The sequence below is a fragment of the Aeromonas rivipollensis genome, from assembly GCF_010974825.1.
Taxonomy (GTDB): Bacteria; Pseudomonadota; Gammaproteobacteria; order Enterobacterales; family Aeromonadaceae; genus Aeromonas; species Aeromonas rivipollensis.
Genome location: NZ_JAAILA010000031.1, coordinates 206881 through 224393, shown reverse-complemented (window position 1 = coordinate 224393; position 17513 = coordinate 206881). Strand labels below are relative to the sequence as shown.

General features: G+C 62.0%; 13 protein-coding genes. 7 read left to right on the top strand and 6 right to left on the bottom strand.

Going from position 1 to position 17513, the window contains the following annotated elements:
* Nucleotides 1-85 precede the first annotated feature (85 nt).
* From G4923_RS18170 to ybcJ, 3 genes are all read left to right on the top strand, one after another.
* Nucleotides 86-1870, top strand: coding sequence for a class I poly(R)-hydroxyalkanoic acid synthase (locus tag G4923_RS18170; protein WP_163137891.1), 1785 nt, complete (start codon nucleotides 86-88; stop codon nucleotides 1868-1870).
* The gene (locus G4923_RS18165) at nucleotides 1867-2271 is read left to right on the top strand and encodes a MaoC family dehydratase (RefSeq protein ID WP_139745378.1); all 405 of its coding nucleotides are present in this window, start codon (nucleotides 1867-1869) and stop codon (nucleotides 2269-2271) included. Before G4923_RS18170 ends, G4923_RS18165 begins: the two co-directional genes overlap by 4 nt.
* A gap of 174 nt (nucleotides 2272-2445) precedes the next feature.
* A complete protein-coding gene (ybcJ, locus tag G4923_RS18160) occupies nucleotides 2446-2679 on the top strand; it encodes a ribosome-associated protein YbcJ (RefSeq protein ID WP_163137890.1) in 234 nt (77 codons plus the stop codon).
* A 39-nt stretch (nucleotides 2680-2718) separates the two neighbouring features.
* On the opposite strand, the gene G4923_RS18155 is transcribed toward ybcJ, so the two are convergent.
* Nucleotides 2719-3192, bottom strand: coding sequence for a DUF4442 domain-containing protein (locus G4923_RS18155; RefSeq protein WP_025327111.1), 474 nt, complete (start codon nucleotides 3190-3192; stop codon nucleotides 2719-2721).
* Between the two features lie 429 nt (nucleotides 3193-3621).
* Here G4923_RS18155 and G4923_RS18150 point away from each other — a divergent pair, with 429 nt between their 5' ends.
* A complete protein-coding gene (locus G4923_RS18150) occupies nucleotides 3622-4803 on the top strand; it encodes a hypothetical protein (RefSeq protein ID WP_106886671.1) in 1182 nt (393 codons plus the stop codon).
* 60 nt (nucleotides 4804-4863) lie between these two features.
* Here G4923_RS18150 and G4923_RS18145 read toward each other — a convergent pair whose 3' ends face one another.
* From G4923_RS18145 to G4923_RS18135, 3 genes are all read right to left on the bottom strand, one after another.
* Entirely contained in the window at nucleotides 4864-6615 is a 1752-nt protein-coding gene (locus tag G4923_RS18145; protein WP_163137889.1) for an ABC transporter transmembrane domain-containing protein, read from the bottom strand.
* Nucleotides 6616-6721: 106 nt separating this feature from the next.
* Complete coding sequence (locus tag G4923_RS18140) at nucleotides 6722-8458, bottom strand: ABC transporter transmembrane domain-containing protein (protein ID WP_163137888.1); 1737 nt, start codon at nucleotides 8456-8458, stop codon at nucleotides 6722-6724.
* 142 nt (nucleotides 8459-8600) lie between these two features.
* Nucleotides 8601-11399 carry a hybrid sensor histidine kinase/response regulator gene (locus G4923_RS18135; RefSeq protein WP_163137887.1) on the bottom strand — a complete coding sequence of 933 codons (2799 nt, stop codon included), beginning with the start codon at nucleotides 11397-11399 and terminating at the stop codon, nucleotides 8601-8603.
* Nucleotides 11400-11553: 154 nt separating this feature from the next.
* On the opposite strand from G4923_RS18135, the gene trxC reads away from it, so the two are divergent.
* The 3 genes from trxC (at nucleotide 11554) to G4923_RS18120 (ending at nucleotide 14376) form a co-directional block, all read left to right on the top strand.
* Nucleotides 11554-11994: a thioredoxin TrxC gene (gene trxC, locus G4923_RS18130; RefSeq protein ID WP_106886667.1), complete on the top strand. Its 441-nt coding sequence runs from the start codon at nucleotides 11554-11556 to the stop codon at nucleotides 11992-11994.
* Nucleotides 11995-12148: 154 nt separating this feature from the next.
* Complete coding sequence (locus tag G4923_RS18125) at nucleotides 12149-13534, top strand: SLC13 family permease (RefSeq protein WP_111911840.1); 1386 nt, start codon at nucleotides 12149-12151, stop codon at nucleotides 13532-13534.
* A 287-nt stretch (nucleotides 13535-13821) separates the two neighbouring features.
* Complete coding sequence (locus tag G4923_RS18120; RefSeq protein WP_163137911.1) at nucleotides 13822-14376, top strand: cytochrome b/b6 domain-containing protein; 555 nt, start codon at nucleotides 13822-13824, stop codon at nucleotides 14374-14376.
* A gap of 64 nt (nucleotides 14377-14440) precedes the next feature.
* On the opposite strand, the gene G4923_RS18115 is transcribed toward G4923_RS18120, so the two are convergent.
* Together G4923_RS18115 and G4923_RS18110 are read right to left on the bottom strand one after the other, a co-directional pair.
* Nucleotides 14441-16915 carry a glycogen/starch/alpha-glucan phosphorylase gene (locus tag G4923_RS18115; protein ID WP_111911836.1) on the bottom strand — a complete coding sequence of 825 codons (2475 nt, stop codon included), beginning with the start codon at nucleotides 16913-16915 and terminating at the stop codon, nucleotides 14441-14443.
* Nucleotides 16916-17311: 396 nt separating this feature from the next.
* Nucleotides 17312-17509, bottom strand: coding sequence for a DUF4250 domain-containing protein (locus G4923_RS18110; protein ID WP_005323525.1), 198 nt, complete (start codon nucleotides 17507-17509; stop codon nucleotides 17312-17314).
* Nucleotides 17510-17513: the final 4 nt, after the last annotated feature.

Genomic DNA, 17513 nt, shown 5'->3' with positions numbered 1-17513 from the left:
TGGCTGCCCGTTCGGGCAGCCACATCTCCCCACGACTCGACGGTACGGGCTAGTTCCCGCCTCGGGTGTGGGTGAAGGAGAGCACATGAGCCAACCATCTTATGGCCCGCTGTTCGAGGCCCTGGCCCACTACAATGACAAGCTGCTGGCCATGGCCAAGGCCCAGACAGAGCGCACCGCCCAGGCGCTGCTGCAGACCAATCTGGACGATCTGGGCCAGGTGCTGGAGCAGGGCAGCCAGCAACCCTGGCAGCTGATCCAGGCCCAGATGAACTGGTGGCAGGATCAGCTCAAGCTGATGCAGCACACCCTGCTCAAAAGCGCAGGTCAGCAGAGCGAGCCGGTGATCACCCCGGAGCGCGGCGATCGCCGCTTCAAGGCCGAGGCCTGGAGCGAACAACCCATCTATGACTACCTCAAGCAGTCCTACCTGCTCACCGCCAGGCACCTGCTGGCCTCGGTGGATGCCCTGGAGGGCGTCCCCCAGAAGAGCCGGGAGCGGCTACGTTTCTTCACCCGTCAGTACGTCAACGCCATGGCCCCCAGCAACTTCCTGGCCACCAACCCCGAGCTGCTCAAGCTGACCCTGGAGTCCGACGGCCAGAATCTGGTGCGCGGACTGGCCCTCTTGGCCGAGGATCTGGAGCGCAGCGCCGATCAGCTCAACATCCGCCTTACCGACGAATCCGCCTTCGAGCTCGGGCGGGATCTGGCCCTGACCCCGGGCCGGGTGGTACAGCGCACCGAGCTCTATGAGCTGATCCAGTACAGCCCGACTACCGAGACGGTGGGCAAGACACCTGTGCTGATAGTGCCCCCCTTCATCAACAAGTACTACATCATGGACATGCGGCCCCAGAACTCCCTGGTCGCCTGGCTGGTCGCCCAGGGCCAGACGGTATTCATGATCTCCTGGCGCAACCCGGGCGTGGCCCAGGCGCAAATCGATCTCGACGACTATGTGGTGGATGGCGTCATCGCCGCCCTGGACGGCGTAGAGGCGGCCACCGGCGAGCGGGAGGTGCACGGCATCGGCTACTGCATCGGCGGCACCGCCCTGTCGCTCGCCATGGGCTGGCTGGCGGCGCGGCGCCAGAAGCAGCGGGTGCGCACCGCCACCCTGTTCACTACCCTGCTGGACTTCTCCCAGCCAGGGGAGCTTGGCATCTTCATCCACGAGCCCATCATAGCGGCGCTCGAGGCGCAAAATGAGGCCAAGGGCATCATGGACGGGCGCCAGCTGGCTGTCTCCTTCAGCCTGCTGCGGGAGAACAGCCTCTACTGGAACTACTACATCGACAGCTACCTCAAGGGCCAGAGCCCGGTGGCCTTCGATCTGCTGCACTGGAACAGCGACAGCACCAATGTGGCGGGCAAGACCCACAACAGCCTGCTGCGCCGTCTCTACCTGGAGAACCAGCTGGTGAAGGGGGAGCTCAAGATCCGCAACACCCGCATCGATCTCGGCAAGGTGAAGACCCCTGTGCTGCTGGTGTCGGCGGTGGACGATCACATCGCCCTCTGGCAGGGCACCTGGCAGGGCATGAAGCTGTTTGGCGGGGAGCAGCGCTTCCTCCTGGCGGAGTCCGGCCACATCGCCGGCATCATCAACCCGCCGGCCGCCAACAAGTACGGCTTCTGGCACAACGGGGCCGAGGCCGAGAGCCCGGAGAGCTGGCTGGCAGGCGCGACGCACCAGGGCGGCTCCTGGTGGCCCGAGATGATGGGCTTTATCCAGAGCCGTGACGAAGGGTCGGATCCCGTCCCTGCGCGGGTCCCGGAGGAAGGGCTGGCCCCCGCCCCCGGCGACTATGTCAAGGTGCGGCTCAACCCCGTGTTTGCCAGCGCCACAGAGGAGGACGCCGCATGAGTGCACTGCCTCTTGAAGTGGGCCAGAAGGCCCGTCTCAGCAAGCGGTTCGGGGCGGCGGAGGTGGCCGCCTTCGCCGCGCTCTCGGAGGACTTCAACCCCCTGCACCTGGACCCGGCCTTCGCCGCCACCACGGCGTTCGAGCGGCCCATAGTCCACGGCATGCTGCTCGCCAGCCTATTCTCCGGGCTGCTGGGCCAGCAGTTGCCGGGCAAGGGGAGCATCTATCTGGGCCAGAGCCTCAGCTTCAAGCTGCCGGTCTTTGTCGGGGACGAGGTGACGGCCGAGGTGGAGGTGACCGCCCTTCGCGAGGACAAGCCCATCGCCACCCTGACCACCCGCATCTTCACCCAAGGCGGCGCCCTCGCCGTGACGGGAGAAGCCGTGGTCAAGCTGCCTTAAGCACCGGCGGCATGTAGACACAATCAGCCCGGCCCCTGCCGGGCTGATTGTTCTCTCCCGCTCCCCTTGCCCCCTTTTTCGGGGCAATTCGGCCCAGGCCCTTTCCCTGCCCCGCCTAACTGCCTAAAATGGCCGCCCTGCCGTGTAGGCATTCATCCAGCTAGAGGATTTCCCATGGAGACGTTTCTGCTCGAAGGTCACCCCTTCGTTGCCTTGTGTGACCTGATCAAGCATCAGGGTTGGGCCGATTGTGGCGGTGCCGCCAAGGCGCTGGTCGCCGAGGGCCTGGTGGAAGTGGACGGTCAGGTCGAGACCCGCAAACGCTGCAAGATAGTCGCCGAGCAAGTGGTCAACTTCAACGGCATGAAGGTGGTGGTGAAGGAAGGCGTCAGCCCCGAGATCATCTGATCCCTGCTTGAATAAGGGCGCCAACGCGCCCGTCAGCATTCAGCTGGCCTTGATCGACAGGGTCAGCACGAAACGCGCCATCGCCTCATCTCCGTTGAGCGACGGGCAGGTGGCCACCACCTGGATGGGGCGGTTGATGCGCTGCCCGGTCGCCAGGGACTCGTCTATCATGGCGTCTATGGCCTCCCCGGCCGCGCAGTCAAACTGCACGTCCCCCTCGGGGCGCTTCAGAAACTCCCCCTGCACATCCTTGAAGGCAAAGTGCACCTTCTTGCGCCGCGCCCGCCCCTTCTCCATCACCAGCAAGCCCCCCACCAGATCGGCGCCGGTGGCCAGCGCCCCGAAGTACATGCTGCCCAGGTGGTTGCGGGTACGCCAGCCGAGGGGAATGCGGATGCGCAGCGCCTTGGCATTCATCTCTTCGATGACGGGGGCACAGAATCCGATAACGGGAATATAGCGCCAGGCGAACAGGCGCAGTGCCAGATTGGCTTTGAAGCGTTGCAGGTCCATTGCAAACTGATCCGATGAGTGATTGTGACCGAAATGTTGCCAGCCCCCACCCCAATAGACAAGCCTCCATTGCCGTCGTTGTGAGGACGATCGACTCCCGAGTGCATTTGAAAATCAAATGATGGGCGCCGCTGCATTCGATGGGCAAATGATAACCCCGGGCATTCGCCGCCACAGCGACGCCATTTCCTCCTGATGGCGGAGTTTTTTTCAAGAAAGAACTCATATGGCACTTTCATGACGACCCTAGCCAGCTGAAAGCTAACGATAAACGGAGTTGCCCCGGCGCTAGTCCACTCATCCGCCAGCGCCACTGGGATTAGTCACAGTAACGAAATGCCTCCCCCCTCGCTAGGCTCTGCTGGCTCGTGAATGGCCAGCTGGCACCGAGTCATCCTGTGACACCAATCTCAGCATAAGGATAGAGAGATGAGTAACGTTCAACAGCTGTTCAACGGGGGCGAGAGCGCCGGTACCTTCCTGCTCAACTTCAACAACAACCGTGCCTTTGAGCTGTTTGGCCGGGAGTATCTCAAGTGCTACGCCAACCTGGCGGTCAAGGGCAAGATGAGCAAGCCCCTGCCCACAGGGCCGCTCAGCTACGCCGTCGACTTCGCCATGGATTGCGGCTGCAGCTCTGTGCTGTTCGACTTCAACCTCGCCTACAAGAAGACCTTTGGCAACCAGGCCCAGGCGCCCCTGTGGCGCGAGTCGGACTACGAGGCCGAAATAGTGCTCTGCCAGCTGGTGCGTGAGGCCCCCGCCAGCCGCCTGAACAACCGGGATCAGTTCGCCGAGGCCGAGGCCTTCTTCAACGACGTCAACCTGCCCACCACCGCCAGGAACCTGGGGAGCGATCCCTATGCCGACAAGGATGGCCTGGTGGAGTTCATCGTGGCCAACGAGCTGCTGGACGATCCCGCCGTCATGGCCAAGCTGGCGGAGCAGAAGGCCTACCTCATCGCCATCACCTCAGTGGTCACCGCCTACATCAACCGCTACGCCGAGGCCTATGGCGAGCAGTACAAGACGGACGCGGATCTCTGGGCCCGGGCCCTCTCCAAGATCCCCCTGATGGGGCCGAGCAAGATAGATCAGCAGAGCTACAGCCGCCACATCAAGGGGCTCAGCATCGCCACCGACTTCATCAACTTCATCATGGACGTGGTGGTGAGCCAGGGCACCACGGCGCTGGCGAGCTTCAACAAGTTCCTGCAAAAGCAGGGGGATGCCATCCGCTTCGGGGTGGAGAACAACAAGGACTTCTACAAGACCATCACGGTCGGCATCACGGTCGAGGTGTTCAAGGTGGGCAGCGAGCTGGTCTATGTGCCCAAGATCAAGCAGTACCGCATCAACTTCGACCGCCAGAACAGCAAGTTCACCTCCGCCTGTGCCAGCGCCGAATTCGTCGACATCCACTTCAACTATCTCTATGCCGCCAATGTGTTCGACTACGAGGCGCTCAAGGATCCGGAGATCAAGCGCGACTTCGACAACTTCATCCAGAAGCAGCGCAAGGCCCAGATCGAGGAGGCCGATACCTTCTTCAACGACGACTTCCCGCCTCTGCAACCCAAGCAGATCGCACGGAGCAAGGCGACGGTCTGATCTTCCCCCATCTTGGAAACAACACAGCCGGCATCTGCCGGCTGTTTTTTATAAAGGGCTTCAGGCCCTCTTCTCTTCGAGCCAGGCGCCCTGGCTCTGCATCTCGAACAGCTGGGCGTAGTGGCCCCCCAGCGCCATCAGCTCCCCATGGGTGCCGCGCTCGCTCACCTGACCGCGGGAGAGCAGCAGTATCTCGTCCGCATCCACAATGGTGGAGAGCCGGTGGGCGATGGCGATGGTGGTGCGGCCACGGCGCGCCGCCGAGAGCGCCTGGGAGAGCGCCAGCTCGGTCTGGGAGTCCACGCTCGCGGTCGCCTCGTCCAGGATGAGGATGCGCGGATCCCCCACCAGGGCGCGGGCAAACGAAAGCAGCTGGCGCTGGCCGGCGGAGAGGTTCTTGCCCCCCTCCTCCATCAGGGTCTCCAGGCCCTTGGGCAGATGGCGCACGAACGCGGCCAGTTGCACCTCCTCCAGGGCCTGCCAGAGCCGCGCCTCATCGATGCCGTCACGACCAAGGCGCAGGTTTTCTGCCAAGGTCCCGACGAAGATGAAGGGATCCTGCTGCACCAGGCCTATGCTGCGTCGCACCGCCGAGAGCGACAGCGTGCTCATGGGGTGATCATCGAAACGGATGCAGCCCTGATCCAGCGGATAGAAGCCCATCAGCAGGCTGATGATGGTGGACTTGCCGCTGCCAGTGTGGCCCACCAGCGCCAGCATCTGGCCGGGACGGGTGGCGAAGCTCACCTCCTGCAGCACCGGCTGCTGGCCATCGTAGGAGAAGCTCACCCGCTCGAAACGCACCCGTCCCGCCAGGGGCAGCGTCTCGCCTTGCGTGCTCTCCCGGGATTCGTCCAGCAGGGCGAACACCCGCTCCCCCGCCACCATGGCTTGCTGCAGCTGGTTGAGCTGGTTGGTCATCTCGATGAGGGGCTCGATCATGCGCCCCAGATAACTGATGAAGGCGTAGAGCACCCCCACCTGGATGGCGCCACCCGCGCTCAACCCCTCCTTGGCAAACAGGGCCAGCAGGCCGATGAGCACCATCATGTAGAAGAGATCGATGAGGGGGCGCAGCAGTATGCCGTTGATCTTGAGGCTCTTGATCCTGGCCTGCCAGTGCTGCTGGTTCACCTCGGCAAAGGCATTGGCGAAGTGGCGCTCCTGCACCATGGCCTGAATGACCGGCATCCCCTGCAGGGACTCGTTGAGCCGGCTGTTGATGTCGGAGAGCAGGCTGCGGGTCGCCCGCACCACGGGCACGCTCAGGCGCTGGTAGAGCCACATCACGGCCCCCACCGCCGGCAGCAGGGTGGCGCACACCAGCATCAGGCGCAGATCCAGCAGCGCCATGGAGATGAGGATGCCGCACAGCAGCACCACTTTTTGCACCAGCAGCCCTATCACCTGCACATAGAGGTTCATGATCGCCTCTGTGTCGTTGGTGATGCGGGAGATGAGGGAACCCGAGCGATGCTTGTCGAAATAGCGGGCAGGCAGCCGGATGGCGGTGGCAAACACCTGCTCGCGCAAAGTCTGCACCACCGCCTGGGCGATGCGGTTGAAGCGCAGGGATTGCAGGTAGAAACCCGCGGCCGAGAGCACCTGCAACCCCAGATAACCGGCGGCCAGGGCGGCGATGTGGGGCCACACCAGCTGGCGCGGCGCCAGGTAATCGTCGATGAAGAGCTTGATGAGCAGGGGCCCGGCCACTTCGGCGCCGGTAGCCAGCAGCAGGCAGATGCCCGCCTGCACCAGCCAGCGGGGATAGCGGGCGCAGTAGGCGAGCAGGCGTTTGATGGTTGGATTCACAGACTTGCCTCCAGCACAGCGTTCCCAAGGAATTGACTCTCTTTGCTCCCTTCTCCCCTCGCGGGAGAAGGGAGGATGAGGGGAACCACGCGTCTCATCATCAAACTCACAGGCTCTCCTCCACGTCTTGCTCCAGGCGCTGATAGCGCACCATGTCTGCATACCAGCCGTTGTGGGCCATCAGGGCGCCGTGAGCACCGCGCTCGCTGATGGCTCCCTGATCCAGCACCAGGATCTCGTCGGCCTGCTCCACCGCCGTCATGCGGTGGCTGACCAGAATGAGGGTCCGTCTGTGGGCCTTGAGCGCCAGCAGTATCTGCTGCTCGGTGTGGGCATCCACCGCCGACAGGGCGTCATCCAGCACCAGGATAGGCGCCGCCAGCAACAGGGCGCGGGCGATGGCGAGCCGCTGCTTCTGGCCCCCGGAGAGGGTCATCCCCTTCTCCCCCACCTCGGTCTCATACCCCCTGGGGAAGCGAACGATGTCGTCGTGCACGCAGGCGATGCGGGCCACCCGCTCTATCTCCTCCCGGCTCGCCTCCGGCTTGCCGAGGGCGATGTTGGCGGCGATGGTGGTGGAGAAGAGGAAGGGCTCCTGGGGCACGTAGGCAAACTGGCTGCGCAGGGTGCCCAGGGGCAGCTGGTCGATGGGCACACCGCCCATGGCAATGGCACCTGCCGTGGGATTGGCAAGCCGCATCAAGAGCTTGAGCAGCGAGCTCTTGCCCGCCCCGGTGCGCCCCACCACCCCCAGCATGGCGCCGTGTTGCAGGGTAAAATCCACGCCATGCAGCAGGCTGCGCTGCTCCAGCCGATAGCCCAGGCCCCTGGCTTCAAGCGGCAGGGCCGAGACAAAGGCCGCAGGCCGGGCCGGCTCTTCGATGTCGCTGCGCTCCCCCAGCATGCTCTCGATGCGGGAATAGGCGGCGCTGCCCCGCTCTATGATGTTGAACAGCCAGGCGATGGCGAACATGGGCCAGATGAGCTGCCCCAGGTACATGGTGAAGCTGGTGAGCTCCCCCAGGGTCAGCTTGTCTTGCAGCACCAGGGCGCTGCCGCCGGCCACCGCCAGGAAGTAGGAGCAGCCGATGCAGAGGTAAATCACGGGATCGAACTTGGCATCGATGCGGGCCACCGCCATGTTGCACTCCCCCGCCTGGCGGGTCAGCTCGGCGAAGCCCTTGTCTTCCAGGGACTCCACCGCATAGGACTTGAGCACCCGCACCCCGGAGAGGGCCTCCTGGGTCTTGTTGTTGAGGCGGGAGAAGGCCCCCTGCGCCGCCTTGAACTCCTTGTAGATCTGGGTGCCGAAGCGGTTCATGAAGAAGGCCATCACCGGCAGCGGCAGCAGGGAGAGCAGGGTCAGCTGCCAGGAGTACTGGCTGCACATGATGGAGAGCACCAGGATACCGACGATGAAGGAATCCACCAGGGTCAACACTCCTTCGCCTGCGGTCATCTCCACCGCCTGGATGTCGTTGGTGGCGTGGGCCATCAGATCGCCGGTTCGGTGGCGCTGGTAAAAGTCCGGGCTCATGCGGGTGAAGTGGCTGAACAGGCGGTTGCGCAGCACATAGGCGAGCCGGTAGGAGGCGCCAAACAGCATGACCCGCCACACGTAGCGCAGCAGGTAGATGAGCAGGCCAAGGCCCAGCAGCCCCGCCAGATAGCCCATCAGGGTGCCCTCATCGAGCTCCCCCCTGGCGATGCCATCCACCACCCAACCCACCACCTTGGGGGGGATCACGGTCAACAGGGCCACCATCATCAACAGGGAGATGGCCATCAGATAACGCCGCCACTGATCCTTGAAAAACCAGCCAAGCCGCAAAAATACGCTCACAGTAAAGTCCTTGCTCGCGGCACAGCGGGGGCCGCTTGGTCATAAGAGAAGCTCAATACAATCGCCCCCGAGGTGGGGGCGATGGGAGTGGGTCATCATAGCCTGAAGCGGACGACTTGAGAACGATTGCTATCTCACCGGTTCACAGCCGCTTGTCCGGGGGCGAGAACGGGAAGGCGACCGACTCCTGCTGCTCGCCGGTCAGCAGGAAGTGGGAGACCTCTTCCCGGGTCTGGGTGAAGACTTGCTGCAACTGGGTCAGCTCCCCCTCGCTCAGCTCCTCTTGCAGCCGCAGCCGCCACTCCAGCTCGCCGGCCAGCAGTTGCAGGCGGGAGGCGGAGATGTTGGCCGACACCCCCTTCAGGGTGTGCAGCAGACGGCAGGCCACCTCGGGTTGCTGGCGGCGCAGGGCGGAGCGAATGTCCCACAGATCGTCCTTGTGCTCGGAGAGGAACAGCTTGAACAGGATCTGCAGCGCCTCCCTGTCCTGCTCCAGCCGGCGCAGCGCATCCTCCAGATCCAGCACCCCCATCAGATCCGGCGGCTTGACCTCGAGCGGCACCCGCCGCTCGCCGCTGGCGTTCTTCACCCACTGCAGCAGGTTGTTGTAGAGATCCAGCTTGCTGACCGGCTTGGTGACATAGCCGTTCATGCCGACCCCAAGGCAACGCTCCCTGTCCCCCGGCATGGCGCTGGCGGTGAGCGCTATGATGGGGACGTCGTGCTTGTCCACCATCTTGCGGATCTGGCGGGTCGCATCCAGCCCATCGAGCACCGGCATCTGCAAATCCATCAGGATGACGTCAAAGGGCTGCTCCGCCACCTGCTCCACCGCCTCGCGGCCATTGTCCACCACAGTGACCACGGCCTCGACCCGGCGCAGGTACTCCATGATGAGCTGCTGGTTGACGCGGTTGTCTTCGGCCAGCAGCACCCGGGTCCCGTGCAGCAGCTCCCTGAAGTGCTGCTGATCCCCCTGCGCCTCGGCCTGACGGACCTTGCTGTCGTGGGAGCTGCCGTTGAGCAGCTCATCGACCTTGGCCAGCAGGGCGTTCTCTGTCATGGGCTTGGCCAGGAAGTGGGTCAGCCCCATGCTCTCCATGCGCCCGTGCAGCCCCTCCCTGGACCAGGCGCTGGTCATCAATATGGGCAGGCGCCGCCACTGGCTGTGCTGATACATCTCGAGGGCGAGATCCAGGCCGTCCTCCTGTCCCATGCGCCAGTCGAGGATGGCGAGCCGGATGTGGTGCCCCTCCTCGCGCAACACCTGGCGGGCACGGGAGAGGCTGTTGACCGCGATCACGGAGGCACCGGCCCGGCCCAGTATGTCCTTGGCGAGCTCCAGCACCAGTTCGTTGTCATCCATCATCAGGATGAGGGGCTGATGATCGAAGAAGACCCGGCGCCCGGAGACCCCATAGACGGCCTGGGACAGGGGGATCTCGAAGAGGAAGGTGGAGCCCACCCCGGGCTTGCTCTGCACCCTGATCTCCCCCCCCATCAGCCCCACCAGCCGCTGGGAGATGTTGAGCCCGAGCCCCGAGCCGCCATATTTGCGGGTGTTGCCCGCCTCCAGCTGGGTAAAGGGCTGGAACAACTGCGCCTGCTTCTCCGGCGCTATGCCGATGCCGGTGTCCCGCACACTGAAGCACACCCGCATCGGGTATTGATTGACTAGAGTGATGGCCACCTCCACCTCCCCCCGCTCGGTGAACTTGATGGCGTTGTTGACCAGGTTGACCAGCACCTGGCCGAGGCGCAGCGGATCGCCGCGCAGAAAGTCGGGCACCGCAGGCGACTTGTTGATGATGACCTCGATCTGCTTGCGCTCCGCCAGATCCGCAAACATGGCGGCCAGGGAGTCGAGCTGTTCGCTGAGATCGAAGTCGATCTCCTCCAGGGTCAGCTTGCCGGACTCCACCTTGGTGAGATCCAGGATGTCGTTGATGAGCAGCAGCAAAGTATCAGACGAGGACTTTATCTTGTTGAGATAGTCCCGCTGCTGCTGATCGAGGTTGGTCTGCAACGCCAGGGCACTGAAGCCGATGATGGCATTCATGGGGGTGCGGATCTCGTGGCTCATGTTGGCCAGGAAGTCGCTCTTGGCCTGGGCCAGCAAGGCGGCGTGGCGGGACAGCTCGCTCAGCTTCTGGTTGCGGCGCCACAGGGTCGCGGCTACCAGCGAGAAGCAGAGCAGCGCGCCACCCAGCACCATCAGGTAGAAGCGGCTCTTGAGGGAGGAGGCCAGATCCAGCTTGCTCTGTTTCCAGGCCGGCAGCGAGGCCAGCCCCTTCATCTCGACGATCTGGTTGCGCAGGCGATGGTATTCCATCACCTGCTGATTGAGCTCCTGGCTGAGCTGGGTCAGGGCCGTGACTTTAGGCTGCCCGGGGTAGGTCTCCATCAGGTGCAGTTGCAGTTGCCGCAGTTGACGCTGCTCGCTGGTGTCCCAGCTGCGCCTGAGGTAGTGGCTCAACCGGGAGAGCTCGGTGAGATCGCGGGCTTGTTCGGCCCCGGCCGGCAGGGTTGCCAGCAGCGCCTTGAGCTGGCTCTGGAAACGGGGCGCCAGGTATTCGATGGTCATCTCCATGGTGTAGAGCCTGGCGAGATCCAGCAGATAACCGTCGATGTCCCGTTGCAGCGCCAAGGACTTGGGATCATCCACCGACCCCGGGTCTTCGCGCACCTGGCTCACGAAGCGATCCAGACTGTTCGACAGCAGGCTGAGGCGCTGCTGCACGCTGCCATCGCTGGCCTTCTCGCGCCCCAGCAGATAGACGGTGTCGGTATTGACCCGGTTGAGCACCAGCTCTGCGGCCACGCTCAGATCGGAGGCGCGTTGTTGCTGGCTCAGCAACTGCCAGCAATAGGCAGAGAACGCCAGCAGCGATACGATGATAAGGCCAAAGACAACACGATGGTCCCGTGCAACACTCTTCATCCCGTCTCGATTCTCATGTCATGGTCGGCCATCCGGTGCCCCAGGGTCAGGGCCGAACAGCCGAGTGTGAAAAACAACTGAGCGCTATGTTACCGTTAGTCTGCTCTGTGAATGCAATAAAGATGTTGCCGGGCCATGAATAAAGGAGCCAATTATGTCACTTGTCACTACCTATTGTAGCCACTGCTTTACCCGCAATCGCCTGCCCGGCGACAAGGTGGATGCCAGTGCAAAGTGCGGTCGCTGCCACCAACCGCTGTTTTCCCACTCCCCGGTGTCGGGTCGCCTGGCGCACTTCGATGCCCTGATCCAGTCCGACATACCGGTGGTGGTCGACTTCTGGGCCAGCTGGTGCGGCCCCTGCCTGCAGTTCGCCCCAGTCTTTCAAGAGATAGCCCAGGAGCTCGAACCCCGCATCCGCTTCGTGAAGCTAGACACCGAACAGGAGGCCGCCATCGCCAGCCGCTACGCCATTCGCAGCATCCCGACCCTGATGATCTTCAAAGGGGGGCAGATCCTGGCTCAGCGCAGCGGCTCCCTGCCAAAGAGCCTGTTCAAGGAGTGGCTGCTTTCCGTCACGGCAGCGCCCAAATGAAAACAGAATGTTTAATTTCTGTTTAATAGCAGATCCATTTTCACTTGACTCTGTGAGTCGCCACATGATTTGACCACATCCCCCTATTTCAAACAGGGGGATAAATGTAACCTCGGCAACACAACAACAACCATAAATTAACCGAGAGAACAACATGCATACCTCTGCAGTCCCTTCCGCCCCTACACGCTGGCTGGACATCAAGGCCGGGATCGTCATCCTGGACGTTCTGCTGCTCTGCGCCATGCTCGCCTGGCTTCCGTTTGATCCCATGATCAACAAAGGCCTCGGCATCCTGATCTTCATCGCCATCCTCTGGCTGACCGAGGCGGTGAACATCACCATCACGGCCTTGTCCATCCCGGTGCTCGCCACCCTGCTCGGGGTGTTTGACATGAGCAAGTCGCTGACCGACTTCGCCAACCCTGTCCTCTTCCTCTTCTTCGGCGGCTTTGCCCTGGCGGCGGCCCTCTCCAAGCAGGGGCTGGATACCCAGATCGCCGCCAAGGTGATGCAGCTGGCCAAGGGTCACCTCGGCTGGGCAGCCATAGTGCTGTTCACCATCACGGCCGCGCTCTCCATGTGGATCAGCAACACTGCCACCGCCGCCATGATGATGCCGCTCGCCCTCGGCATGCTCAAGGGGCTCGATATTCACAAGGAGCGCCGCACCCTGGTCTTCGTCCTGCTTGGCGTCGCCTACAGCGCCAGCATCGGCGGTATAGGCACCCTGGTGGGCAGCCCCCCCAATGCCATCGCCGCCGCCCAGATGGGGCTGGGCTTCACCGACTGGCTGAAGTTCGGCATCCCGGTGGTGCTCATCTTCATGCCGGTAGGCATAGGCCTGCTCTATTGGGTGACGCGCCCCAACCTGTCGCACCAGGTCAGCACAGAGCAGGTCACCATAGAGTGGACCGGCCAGCGCAAGACCACCTTGCTCATCTTCCTGACCACAGTGCTGCTGTGGATTGGCTCCCAGCCCCTAGCCGCGGCGCTCGGCGGCATTCCCCAGTTCGATACCCTGATCGCCATGGGCGCCATCCTGGCCATCGCCGTCAGCCGGGTCGCCAGCTGGGATGACATCAACCAGAACACCGACTGGGGCGTGCTGCTGCTGTTCGGGGGTGGCCTGACCTTGAGCGCCATCCTCAAGCAAACCGGTGCCAACGCCTTCCTGGCGGAGCACCTCTCCAGTGCGCTCTCCACCATGCCCATCTTCATCATACTGCTCTGCCTTGCCGCCTTCGTGGTGTTCCTGACCGAGCTGGTCTCCAACACCGCCACCGCCGCCCTGCTGGTGCCTCTGTTCGCCGGTGTGGCCGAGGCGCTGGGGGTCTCCCCCATAGTGGTGTCTGTGCTTATCGCCGTCGGCGCCTCCTGCGCCTTCATGCTGCCGGTGGCCACCCCGCCGAACGCCATCGTCTTCGCCAGCGGTCACATCCAGCAGCGGGAGATGATGCGAGCCGGTCTGGTGCTGAACCTGGTGTTCACCGTCATCCTGACTCTGCTGGCCTATTTCTTCGGCGATATACTGCACTGATCCCAGTGCCAGGCTGATGGGCCCAGCCCCTGCGCCGCCGCACACCCCAAACCCGCTAACACACCAGAGCCCCGCACCCTCGGGGCTCTGTTTATTCTTCCCCCCTAGAGCTTCCCCCCAGCCTCTCCCCCTCTCCTTGCCACTGGCCCTGCCCCTGTGACGCGCCCCGGGCCATTAACACGGCCTTAAGAAAGTACCTCCATGATGCGGGCAACGGCGCGCCGGCAACAGGCGTATGGAAAGCCGGTATGCATCACAACGAGAGGAAAAAAATCATGGAGAAAGCGATGGAAAGCGGCAAGGCCATCAGGGTGTGGGATCCCCTGATCAGGGTGTTTCACTGGGCAACCGTCCTGCTGTGCGTGCTCAACCTGTTCATCCTGGATGAGGGCAGACGCAATCACCGCTATGTCGGATACGCCCTGGCCGGATTGCTGGTGCTGCGCATCCTGTGGGGATTTGCCGGCTCAGACTACGCCAGGTTTGCCCAGTGGTTTCCGACCCCGGCCCGCCTGGGCCGCTACCTGCAGGCCAGCTGGCAGGGCAAGCACCCCTATCATGCCGGCCACAATCCGCTGGGTGCCTTGATGATACTGCTGCTGTTGACCTGTCTGGTGGGGACAGCCGTCACCGGGATCATGACGGGGTACGAGCAGCTGTTTAATGAGGATCTCATGGAGGAGCTGCACGAGTTCTTTGCCAAGGCGCTGCAGATCGCCATCTTCATCCATGTGCTGGCGGTCATCGTCCTCGATCGCCTGACCCGGGGGGATCTCATCAGGGCCATGATCACCGGCAGGAAGCGCGTGCCGGTCGGCACCGAGATCGTCGACAAACGCTGAGGCCTTCTCGATCAGATGACATAAAAAAACCCCGCGATGCGGGGTTTTTTCATACTGGGTGTGGTCAGCCGACGTTGCAGCTCTTCAATTTCCAGATCCGGTCCACGTAGTCCTGGATGGAGCGGTCGGAGTTGAACTTGCCCATGGTGGCCGAGTTGATGATGGCCTTCTTCGCCCACAGCGCCGGATCCCGATACCAGGTATCGATCAGCTTGTGTGCTTCCGAGTAGGAGGCAAAATCGGCCAGGGTCAGGTAGGGATCCCCCCCTTCCAGCAAGGAGCGCTTGATGGAGGCGAGTTCCCCCGGGCGACCCGGCGTGAAGTAGTCGGTGTCGAACCAGTCCAGCACCGCCTTGAGCTCGGAGTTGGCATAGTAGAAGTCGTACGGGTTGTAACCGCGCGCCTTCAGAGACTTCACCTCGTCCACATTCAGACCGAAGATGGCGCAGTTCTCGGCCCCTGCCTCTTCCGCGATCTCGATGTTGGCACCATCCAGCGTCCCGATAGTGATCGCACCATTGAGCGCCATCTTCATGTTGCCTGTCCCTGAGGCCTCGTAGCCTGCGGTGGAGATCTGCTCGGAGACATCCGCCGCCGGGATCAGCTTCTCGGCCAGGCTCACGCGGTAGTTCGGCATGAACACCACTTTCAGCTTGCCCTGGATGCGGGCGTCGTTGTTGACCCGCTCCGCCAGCTTGTTGATGGCGTAGATGATGTCCTTGGCCAGCTTGTAACCGGGCGCCGCCTTGGAGCCGAAGATGAACACGCGCGGGTGCATGTCATAGTCCGGGTTCGCCAGCAGGCGACGGTAGAGCGCCATGATGTGGATGAGATTCAGCTGCTGACGCTTGTACTCGTGCAGACGCTTGATCTGGACGTCGAAGATCGCCTCGGCCGAGACATCGATGCCGGTTTCGGCCTTGATGACCTTGACCAGCTTCTCCTTGTTATGACGCTTGATGGTCATGAACTGCTGCTGGAACGCCTTGTCGTCGGCAAACTTGGTCACGCTGCGCAGCTTGTCCAACTGCAGCGGCCACTCCTTGCCCACCACCTCGTTGTAGAGGGCGGCCAGCTCGGGGTTGCAGGCCAGCAGCCAGCGACGGGGGGTCACGCCGTTGGTGACGTTGCACATCTTCTCTGGCCACAGCTCGGCATACTCGGGGAAGAGATCCTCTTTCACCAACTTGGAGTGGATCTCGGCCACGCCGTTCACCTTGGAGGAGCCGATGACGCACAGGTTGCCCATGCGCACCTTGCGCACGTCCCCTTCTTCGATGATGGAGAGCTTGGCCTTGATGGCGTCGTTGCCCGGCCACTTGGGTTCCACCAGCTCGTTCAGGAAGCGGGCGTTGATCTCGTAGATGATCTCGAGATGACGGGGCAGCACCTTCTCGAACAGGCTGACGGACCACTTCTCCAGCGCTTCCGGCAGCAGGGTGTGGTTGGTGTAGGAGAAGACCTGGTAGCAGATGGCCCAGGCGGCATCCCAATGCAGGTCTTCCTCGTCCACCAGCACTCGCATCAGCTCGGGGATGGCCACTGTCGGGTGGGTATCGTTGAGCTGGATGGCAATTTGCGCGGCAAAGTTGCGGAAGTCCGCACCATGGACCCGCTTGTAGCGGCGCATGATGTCCTTGATGGAGCAGGCACAGAAGAAGTACTGCTGGATCAGGCGCAGCTCTTTGCCTGCATCTGTCTCGTCGTTCGGGTAGAGCACCTTGGAGATGGTCTCGGCCTGGGCCTTCTCGGCTTGGGAGTCGATGTAACCACCGGCGTTGAACACGTCCCAGTCAAAGAACTCGGAGGCGCGGGACTCCCACAGCCGCAGTATGTTGACGGTGTGACCGCCAAAGCCCACCACAGGAATATCCCAAGGCACCCCTTTGATCTTGCGACCGGCGTGCCACACCTTCTTCAGGCCGCCCTTGTCACCGAACACGGTTTCCACGTAACCGTAGAGCGGGATCTCCTGCACCGACTCGGGGCGGCAGATCTCCCAGGGGTTGCCATATTCACGCCAGGAGTCCGGGCGCTCGATCTGGCGGCCATCCTGGATCTCCTGACGGAACAGACCGTGCTCGTAATGGATGCCGTAGCCCACCGCCGGGTAGTTCAGGGTGGCCAAGGAGTCGATGAAGCAGGCGGCCAGACGACCCAGGCCGCCGTTGCCAAGGGCCATGTCCGGCTCTTGTTCGCACAGATCGGTCAGTTCCAGACCGAGTTCACCCAGGGCCTCTTCGCAAATCTTGTACAGAGAGAGGTTGTGCAGGTTGTTGGAGGTCAAACGCCCCATCAGGAATTCAGCAGAGAGATAGTGAATCGCACGAGTATCTTTCTTGAAGTGAGTCTGCTGAGTACGGGTCAGGCGCTCGTACACCTGTTCGTTGACGGCGGCAGCGGTCGCTTTCCACCATGCTTCTGGCGAGGCTTTCTGTTCGCTTGTACCCAAGGTAGAACGCAGGTGACGCACGATACTCGCCTTGAGCTGATCTTTATCCAGTTGGAGATCCTGGTCTGTCTTCTTCTTGGTAGCCATAAACCATTTTCCTTCGTTACAAATAAAAAATGTTATCCCCTTGAGGGACCGGCGCTGTTGTTATCTCAGAATATGTTCCGGCGTGGGCATACTAGCTAAAGCCGGGGGTTTAAAAGTTAACGTGAGTCACACTTTAACGTATAAAAATGACAGTTTCACCATGAAAACCCTTTCCTATATCCCGCCTGAACAAAATAAAAATAACCTTAAAAATCAAAACATTGAATGAAATTCAAAAAGATGGATTCATGAATAGGTTTTCAATGATTGCCAGCGGCTGAAAATACGTGAAAATAAGCGCCAACTCGGCCGGCGATGAAATCGCTTTCAATGCTTGGTGTATCAACGCGGCAATAAAAGGAAGCTGCCCCAATTGGGGCAGCTTCCTGAGCTGAATTAACCATGGGCCTTGAACTGGTTACTCATGGGGTCGTAGTGATAACCAATCTGCTGCAGACGGGTGGCCAGCTGATCCTCCGTCATGTCGTAGTAAGCCAGCAACTCTTCCAGGCCATCGCACTCCAGCCGCAGCTTCTCGTTGATGATCCCGAGCAGAATATTGGCGTCCAGCCGTTGCAAGGTGCTCACATCCATCTTG

Coding starts and splice junctions, on each gene's coding strand:
- G4923_RS18170 (WP_163137891.1), top strand. CDS start 86: ATGAGCCAACCATCTTATGGCCCGCTGTTCGAGGCCCTGGCCCACTAC.
- G4923_RS18165 (WP_139745378.1), top strand. CDS start 1,867: ATGAGTGCACTGCCTCTTGAAGTGGGCCAGAAGGCCCGTCTCAGCAAG.
- ybcJ (WP_163137890.1), top strand. CDS start 2,446: ATGGAGACGTTTCTGCTCGAAGGTCACCCCTTCGTTGCCTTGTGTGAC.
- G4923_RS18155 (WP_025327111.1), bottom strand. CDS start 3,192: ATGGACCTGCAACGCTTCAAAGCCAATCTGGCACTGCGCCTGTTCGCC.
- G4923_RS18150 (WP_106886671.1), top strand. CDS start 3,622: ATGAGTAACGTTCAACAGCTGTTCAACGGGGGCGAGAGCGCCGGTACC.
- G4923_RS18135 (WP_163137887.1), bottom strand. CDS start 11,399: ATGAAGAGTGTTGCACGGGACCATCGTGTTGTCTTTGGCCTTATCATC.
- trxC (WP_106886667.1), top strand. CDS start 11,554: ATGTCACTTGTCACTACCTATTGTAGCCACTGCTTTACCCGCAATCGC.
- G4923_RS18125 (WP_111911840.1), top strand. CDS start 12,149: ATGCATACCTCTGCAGTCCCTTCCGCCCCTACACGCTGGCTGGACATC.
- G4923_RS18120 (WP_163137911.1), top strand. CDS start 13,822: ATGGAAAGCGGCAAGGCCATCAGGGTGTGGGATCCCCTGATCAGGGTG.
- G4923_RS18115 (WP_111911836.1), bottom strand. CDS start 16,915: ATGGCTACCAAGAAGAAGACAGACCAGGATCTCCAACTGGATAAAGAT.
- G4923_RS18110 (WP_005323525.1), bottom strand. CDS start 17,509: ATGGATGTGAGCACCTTGCAACGGCTGGACGCCAATATTCTGCTCGGG.